This is a genomic window from Solidesulfovibrio sp. C21 (assembly GCF_047785625.1).
Taxonomy (GTDB): domain Bacteria; phylum Desulfobacterota; class Desulfovibrionia; order Desulfovibrionales; family Desulfovibrionaceae; genus Solidesulfovibrio.
The window spans coordinates 1-7385 of the sequence record NZ_JBLODY010000122.1 but is presented as its reverse complement, the minus strand read 5'-3'; the positions used below and the strand labels follow the sequence as shown (position 1 = coordinate 7385).

Sequence of the window (7385 nt, the reverse complement as noted above, 5' to 3'; positions counted from 1 at the left end):
CTCCCTCCCCCACACCCCCACCCTCCCCGAAAAATTTTGACGGTAACAGCCGGGAGAGAACCTTTGCCGTTGGAGACACCATGACGGGACAGGAACCGGAAGTTACGCTCGGGGAGGGGACCATCGGCTATAGCGACGGCGCGGAAGGCTATCTGTTGCGCTTTTTCAGCGAACATACCGTTGACGAGTACGAACTTTTCCCCAAGGACGCCCCCTGGGCCATCCACTACCACCTGACCCCGCGCCGCAAGACGCTGCTGTCCTGGATCGACTTCGGCCCGGGCGGACGCATCCTGGAACTCGGGGCCGGCTGTGGCGCGCTCACCGCCCACCTCGCCACCCTGCCTCATCGGGTAACAGCCGTGGAAGGCTCCCCCGAACGGGCGGCCGTCATCAAGGCCCGCTGCCGCAAGGCCCGCAATCTGGAAATCGTGGCCGCCAACGCCGTTGGGCTGCCCTATGACCACCAGTACGACGTGGTGACCCTTGTCGGCGTGCTGGAATACGCCGCCGCCTTCATCGACGGCGCGGCTCCCCATGAGAGACTCCTGACCGAGGCCAAACGCTACCTGAAGGACGACGGCTGCCTGATCCTGGCCATCGAAAATCGCATGGGCCACAAATACCTGGCCGGACTGCCCGAAGACCATACCGGCCGACCCTACGCCGGCATAAACGGCTACCCTGGCCGTGGCGCGGCGCGCACCTTCGACCGCCCGGCCCTGGCCGCCCTGCTCGCCCGGGCCGGATTTCCCGCCACGCAGTGGTATTACCCCTCGCCCGACTACAAGACCCCGGACACCGTGGTGTCCGAACGCGCCCTGGGCATGGAAGGCATCGACGTCCTGCCCCTACTTGAGCTGCCGACCCGGGACTATGAAGGCCGGCATTGGCCGACGTTCAGCGAACGCCAGTTCCTGCGTTCGGCCCTGGGTGCCGGCACGGCCGGACATTTCATGAATTCCTTTCTGGTGCTGGCCGCCGCCGCGGACGATGCGCCGCTGCTCGCCGCCAACCGCGACACCCTGGCCGTGGCCGTCAATGCCGACTCCTGTCCGCCGCGCTTCCAGACCATGACCCGGTTCGTGGCGGCCGGCGACGGCGTGGACGTGCTGCGGCGAAATCTCCACGACCAGCCGCCGGCGACCTTCGCCTCGGGCAGCCAGCACATAAAAGCCCGCGAGCCCTACCGGCTCGGCTACGTCAGTTTCCTGCAGGCCACGCTTTGCGCCGTGGAGAGCGGAGAGACGGCCCGCGCGGCCAAGAGCCTCGTGACCTGGATGGAGCACATCGCCTCCCGGGCCAAACCGGCCGGGCCGGCGAGCGCATCCGGCTTCGCCGCCTTTTGCCGCGACCATCTGGGCCGGTCCGTCTATCCGCACCGGGAAGCCGAGGGCTGGCTGCCCGGAAGCCTGCTCGACGCCCACCCGGGAAACGTGCTCTTTCATCCCGAAACGGACGACATCCGCTACATCGACCTGGAATGGCGGCTTGGCTGCGACATCCCCCTGCAACTGCTCATCGACCGGGGCGTGAACCTCGTCGGCCAGAAAATCGGCGCGCTGGCCCCGTACCTGGACCTGCCCCCGGGGGCCTCCCTGCCGCCGGGCCTCGAGGCCCGGCTGTCCCGCCATCCCCTGTGCCGCCGGGCCGACGCGGACGCCCTGGAGGCCGTCACCCAGTGGCTTTTCGCCGCCGTCACCCACGGCGACCTGGACTACCGCCAGCCGGGCCCGACCCTGTAAGACCTCTTCCCCCGCGCCGGCCAATGGCGTATGGGGGGGTGGATTTTCTCACCTAGCAAGGATATTTCCCTTTATGGATTCATTCGATCGCGGCTCCGGCATGCCCGGGCCGCAGCCCGTCACGATTGCCCATTCTCCCGTCCTGGCCATGCTCGGGGTCAACCTCATGGTGTTCATGGCCACCCTTGACATGAGCATCGTCAACGTGGCCCTGCCCACCCTGGTCAAGGCGCTGCACACCGATTTCGCCGTCATCCAGTGGGTGATTCTCAGCTACGTGCTGGTCATCGCCAGCCTGCTGCTGCTGGTCTCGCGCCTTGGCGACATGCACGACAAGAAACGTATTTTTTCCCTGGGGCTGGTCCTTTTCGTCAGCGCCTCGCTGTGCTGCGGGCTGGCTCCGTCGGTCCACTGGCTCATCGCCTTTAGGGCCGCCCAGGGCATCGGCGCGGCCATGAGTCAGTCCCTCGGCATGGCCATCGTCACCCAGATCGCCCCGCCCTCCAGCCGGGGCCGGGCCCTGGGACTCATCGGCGGCACGGTGGCCATGGGGCTCATGCTCGGCCCGCCGCTTGGGGGCGTGCTGATCGGCTTTGCCGGCTGGCGCTCCATGTTCCTTTTAAATGTCCCCATCGGCATCGCGGCCTTTTTCGTGGTGCGCCGCTTCATGCCCACTCTGCCGCCGGTCAAGGAAGGAGAACGCTTCGACATCCCGGGCGCGATCACGGCCAGCCTCACGCTCGGCAGCTATTGCCTGGGCATGACCCTGACCCAGCGCCACGGTTTTTCCGATCCGACGGCGATGGGGCTGCTGGGCGTCGCCCTGGCCGGACTGGTCCTTTTCATCGCCATCGAACGCCGGGCCAAGGCGCCCATGCTCGACCTCTCGCTTTTCGCCAATCCCTTCATAAGCCTCGGGCTGGCCATGTCGGTGCTGGTCTTCATCACCGGGGCCAGCGGTTTCATCATGCCCTTTTTCCTCCAGTCGGCCCAAGGCCGGACCGTGACGGAAATGGGGCTCATGATGATGATCCTGCCCTTCTCCATGGCGCTGACGGCCCCCATCGCCGGCAGTCTGGCCGACCGCTACGGCTCGTGCCTGATCCGCATCATAGGGCTTTCGATCCTGTGGTGCGGCACCATGGCGCTTGGCGGCCTGACCGTAACCACGCCCTGGTGGGGCTACATACTGCGCTCCATGCCGGTGGGGCTCGGCATCGGCATCTTCCAGGCCCCCAACAACTCGTCGATCATGGGCGAGATGCCGCCGCACCGACTCGGCGTGGGGTCCGGGCTGGCCAACTATGCCCGGGTCTTCGGCCAATCCACGGGCCTGCCGCTGGTGGGTACGATTTTCACGTCCCTGGTGCTGCTGCCGGGCCATGCGGGCGCGCGGACGGAACTGACCAGCGCCCCGCCCGAGGTCCTGGCCGCCGGCGTGGCGGGCGTGTTCCGCTGGCTGGCCGGGCTGCTGCTCGTGGCCATCGCCCTGGCCGCGCTCACCTGGCTGTTGACGGCCCGGCGCAACCGGATGCGCCGCGCCTGAAACGGCATGGCCACCGCCAGGGCAAATCCGTCTCCCATGCCGCATTGACAGGGCCGACATCCCTCACCTACATATTTTTCCACATGAGCGATCACGCCAATATTCTGGAAGCGCCTGTCTCCGAAGGGCAGGCGCAACGGCTTCAGGAAGCCGTGGAAAACCTTTTCGCCTGCTGCCAGGCCCGCATCGCCATGCAAAGCGAACGGTTCCACCTGCCGCCGGCGGCGCTGCGGGCGCTGTTGACCATGGGCGAAACCCGCTACCTGGCCCCGGGCGAGCTTGGCCGCCGGCTCGGCGTGACCAAAAGCCGGGTGACGGCCGTCACCACCGGGCTCTCGCGCCAGGGGCTCATCGAAAAGCATCCCGATCCGGCCGACGCCCGGGTTATCCTGCTTTCCCTCACGCCGGCCGGCCGGCGCGCCTGCGAGGAAATCCGCACCTTCATGACCGGGCTCTTCACCAGCATCCTGTCCATGGTGGAACCGGCCAAGCGCGAAGGAGTACTGGCCTCGCTCGAATCGCTTCGTCGCTGCATGGACGCCGTGCGGGCCGATCTCAAGGCCTGACGGGGGGATCCCACTTCCCAAGGGCCGACGTTTCGTCCATACTACCGCCATGGACATCCCGCTTCTTCCCGACGTCACCATCATCTTCGCCCTGGCTGTCCTGGTTATCCTGGTCTGCCATCGCCTGAAGATTCCGGCCCTGGTCGGCATGCTCCTGACGGGCGTGGTGTGCGGCCCCTACGGCCTGGGGCTGGTCCATTCGGCCCACGACGTGGAGATCCTTGCCGAACTCGGCGTCATTTTGCTCCTTTTCACCATCGGCCTGGAGCTTTCCCTGTCCGACCTCTCGCGGCTCAAACGGCCGGTGTTTCTCGGCGGCGCGGCCCAGGTGCTCTTGACCTGGGGCTTTTTTTTCGGCTTGGCCATGTTCCTGGACCTTTCCGGCGGCGCCAGCATTCTGCTCGGCATGCTGGCCGCCCTCTCCAGCACCGCCATCGTCCTTAAGACCTTGCAGGAACGGGCCGAGATGGAGGCCCCCCACGGGAGGGTGATCCTCGGCATCCTGATCTTCCAGGACCTGCTCGCCGTGCCCCTGACACTCTCCGTGCCGCTTTTGGCCGGCCGGACCTTCGGCTTTACCAACTCCATCGTGTTTACGGTGTTCAAGGGCGCGGCCGTACTGATCCTGCTGGTGGTGCTTTCGCGCAAGCTCATGCCGCGCCTGCTGCTCTCCATCGTGCGCACACGCAGCCGGGAGCTTTTCCTGCTTACGGCGCTCGGCATCTGTCTGGCCGTGAGCCTGCTCACCGCCGCCATCGGCCTGTCGGTCTCCCTGGGGGCGTTTCTGGCCGGGTTGCTCCTTTCCGGCTCGGACTACCGGGAAAGCCTGCACGAGGCGGTACTGCCCTTCAAGGACGTCTTCACCTCGCTCTTTTTCATCTCCATCGGCATGCTGCTCAATGTCGCGACGGCCTGGGACCACGCCGGCCAGATCCTCGGCGCCGTGGTCCTCATCCTGTGCGTCAAGGCGGTCATGGCCGGCATCGCCACGCGTATCCTGGGCTACCCCGCGCGCACGGCCGCGCTGGCCGGCGTGGCCCTGTGCCAAGTGGGCGAATTCTCCTTCATCCTGGCCAAGGCCGGTTTTTCCCACCACGTCATTTCCGAACATTTCTACCAGAAATTTTTAGCCGCCAGCATCGTGACCATGGTGCTCGCCCCCTTCCTCATCGCCGCCGCGCCGCGTCTGGCGGCACTTTTTTGCCGCCTGACCGGCATCCGGGACACGCCCGAGACCACGCCCGAACCCGGGCTTGCCGACCACATGATCATTCTGGGATTCGGGGCCGGCGGCCGGCAACTCGCCCGGGCGGCCAAGGCGGCGGATATCCCCTACGTCATTTTGGAGATGAACCCGGACACAGTGCGCAACGAAGCGAAAAAGGGCGAGCCCATCCATTTCGGCGACGCGTCCAAGCCCGGCGTGCTGGTCCATATGGGGGTCCGCGACGCCAGGGCCCTGGCTGTGGTCATCTCCGACGCGGCCGCGGCCAGACGGGCGGTGGAAATCGCCCGGTGCGAAAATCCCGCCCTGTATATCGTCGCCCGCACGCGGTTCAACACCGAGATCAAGGCCTTACTCGATCTCGGGGCCAACGACGTCATTGCCGAGGAATTCGAGGCGTCACTGGTGGTTTTCGCCCGGGTGCTGGCCAAGTTCATGGTGCCGCGCGACGACATCGAGCACATGGCCCAGGACATCCGGCGCGAGGGCTACCGGGCCATGCTGCCCGATTCCCTGGCCGCCATGGCCACGTTTTCGCCGGACAAGTCCCTGGCCGGGCTCCATGTGGCGATTTTCACCGTTGACGAGGCGTCGGCTCTGGCCGGGCGCACCCTGGAGGAAATCCGGTTGCGGCGCGACCACAACCTGACCGTGGCGGCGGTGCGGCGCGGCGGGGAATTCCTGCCCAACCCCGACGGGCCGTTCGCCCTCTCACCAGGGGACAGACTCTACGTGATGGGCACGGCCGAGTCGCTTAAAGATGGTGCCGCCCTCTTCAACGCCGCTCCCGCCGAGGCGTAAGGATTTTTGGAGGAGAGGAAGCTGGGGGGAAACCTTTCTTGCAGAAAGGTTTCCCCCCAGGCCCCCTTTCCAAAGACTCCTAAAAGGGATGACGTCGGGGAGCCAACTGTAACCCATTGAGAAATTTAGGAAGGGGAGAGCGCGAGAGGGGAGAACCCTTTTTAAAGGGTTTCCCCTCTCGCATCCTCTTCTCTCCTCTCCCCCATGGCATGCCTGGCTCCTGCCAAGTCGAAGATGGCATGGCCCACGGTCTTGAAGATGACGGGGCCGGACAGGCGCGGCGACGCGTCCAGGAGGCGCTCCAGGGGCATGACGCGCTCCCAGTTTACGCCGGCGCGCAGGAAATCCCCGGCCTCGACCCGGGCCGAGGGCAGATCGTCCACGAAAAGCGTGGCCCGGGACACCAGCGATATCGGCACTTCGGCCGCCTCGGGCGTAAACGACCCCACCGCCGCGACAAAGACATCGTCCCGCACGCCGTCCGGAAAAACCGGCTCCCGGCTGGTGGTGGCCGTGACGATCAGGGAGGCCTCCCTGGCCGCTGCGGCCATGTCGTCGGCCACCCGCGCCGCGATCCCCTGCCCGCCCAATTCCAAAACCAGGGCCACGGCCCGGGCCCGGGTGCGCGACGCCACCAGCACCTCCCGCACGCCAAGCCCCTGGCAAAACGCTGCCGCATGGGCCCTGGCCTGCACACCGGCCCCGATGACCAAAAGCGGCCCCCGTTTATCAGCCGCCAACAGCCGGGCCGCCAGCAGGCTGACCGCCGCCGTGCGCCGGGCGGTGAGTTCCCTGGCGTCGAGCACGGCGAGCTTGCGGCCGGTTGCGGCGTCGAGGACCAGCACCTCGCCCTGGATGACGGGCAGGTCCTTGTTTTGCGGATGCACGGTGATGTTTTTCACGATGGCGATGGTGTCGTCGGCTGCCGGCATGCTCAGGAGCACCCCCCCGGGCACGGGCACAGCCAAGCGTTCCGGGGCCGCGACCCGGCCGGCCAGACGCGCGCGCAGCACGTCGGCTATGGCGTCGGACAGGGAAAAATAATCGAACATGGGCTCTCCCGGCCCCGTCGGGCGAAGGCCCAAGCAGCGGCGGGAAGCCGGGTCAGCGCAGGCGGGAGTAGATGGTGACCATGGCGCCGCGCCGGGGCGGACGGCGATTGTTGCGGATCAAAAAAGCCTCGATGGCCTTGGCCCCCTCGACCTTGGTGATTTTGCGGTAAGCGCAGACGGCAAAGGTGACATCCCAGTCGGGATGATAAAACTTGCTGACGATATTGGGCTCGTCCATACCAAGCCCTCCCGAAATTCATGGTGCCGGACGACATCCAACGCCCGTATCTCCTCTTACGCCATCTCCAACCAGCGTCGCAAGACCCTGGCGGAAAGCGCCCCGACTTCCCTCAAGGATTTTCCCATCATGGCACCCCCCTTGAGAGTTTTTCGGGGAGGGAGGGGGCGCGGGGGAGGGAGGCCCCTTTTTGCAAAAAGGGGCCTCCCTCC

General features: G+C 66.3%; 6 protein-coding genes. 4 read left to right on the top strand and 2 right to left on the bottom strand.

The window, feature by feature from the left end; all coding sequences use genetic code 11:
- Positions 1-80 precede the first annotated feature (80 nt).
- The 4 genes from ACMZ6R_RS19635 to ACMZ6R_RS19620 all read left to right on the top strand — a co-directional run bounded on the left by ACMZ6R_RS19635 (position 81) and on the right by ACMZ6R_RS19620 (position 5883).
- Positions 81-1745 (top strand): class I SAM-dependent methyltransferase, encoded by a 1665-nt coding sequence (locus ACMZ6R_RS19635; RefSeq protein WP_416114645.1) that lies wholly within the window; start codon positions 81-83, stop codon positions 1743-1745.
- A gap of 73 nt (positions 1746-1818) precedes the next feature.
- Positions 1819-3291, top strand: coding sequence for an MFS transporter (locus ACMZ6R_RS19630; protein ID WP_416114644.1), 1473 nt, complete (start codon positions 1819-1821; stop codon positions 3289-3291).
- Between the two features lie 83 nt (positions 3292-3374).
- Positions 3375-3857, top strand: coding sequence for a MarR family winged helix-turn-helix transcriptional regulator (locus tag ACMZ6R_RS19625; protein ID WP_416114643.1), 483 nt, complete (start codon positions 3375-3377; stop codon positions 3855-3857).
- Positions 3858-3906: 49 nt separating this feature from the next.
- A complete protein-coding gene (locus tag ACMZ6R_RS19620) occupies positions 3907-5883 on the top strand; it encodes a cation:proton antiporter (protein ID WP_416114642.1) in 1977 nt (658 codons plus the stop codon).
- Positions 5884-6044: 161 nt separating this feature from the next.
- On the opposite strand, the gene ACMZ6R_RS19615 is transcribed toward ACMZ6R_RS19620, so the two are convergent.
- Both ACMZ6R_RS19615 and ACMZ6R_RS19610 read right to left on the bottom strand, forming a co-directional pair.
- Positions 6045-6935, bottom strand: coding sequence for a delta(1)-pyrroline-2-carboxylate reductase family protein (locus ACMZ6R_RS19615; RefSeq protein ID WP_416114641.1), 891 nt, complete (start codon positions 6933-6935; stop codon positions 6045-6047).
- 52 nt (positions 6936-6987) lie between these two features.
- On the bottom strand, positions 6988-7173 hold the full coding sequence (locus tag ACMZ6R_RS19610; RefSeq protein WP_416114640.1) for a hypothetical protein: 186 nt from the start codon (positions 7171-7173) through the stop codon (positions 6988-6990).
- Between the last annotated feature and the right edge of the window lie 212 nt (positions 7174-7385).

Excerpts from the sequence above, each read along its gene's own strand:
- ACMZ6R_RS19635 (WP_416114645.1), top strand. The coding sequence starts at position 81 with ATGACGGGACAGGAACCGGAAGTTACGCTCGGGGAGGGGACCATCGGC.
- ACMZ6R_RS19620 (WP_416114642.1), top strand. The coding sequence starts at position 3,907 with ATGGACATCCCGCTTCTTCCCGACGTCACCATCATCTTCGCCCTGGCT.
- ACMZ6R_RS19610 (WP_416114640.1), bottom strand. The coding sequence starts at position 7,173 with ATGGACGAGCCCAATATCGTCAGCAAGTTTTATCATCCCGACTGGGAT.
- ACMZ6R_RS19625 (WP_416114643.1), top strand. The coding sequence starts at position 3,375 with ATGAGCGATCACGCCAATATTCTGGAAGCGCCTGTCTCCGAAGGGCAG.
- ACMZ6R_RS19615 (WP_416114641.1), bottom strand. The coding sequence starts at position 6,935 with ATGTTCGATTATTTTTCCCTGTCCGACGCCATAGCCGACGTGCTGCGC.
- ACMZ6R_RS19630 (WP_416114644.1), top strand. The coding sequence starts at position 1,819 with ATGGATTCATTCGATCGCGGCTCCGGCATGCCCGGGCCGCAGCCCGTC.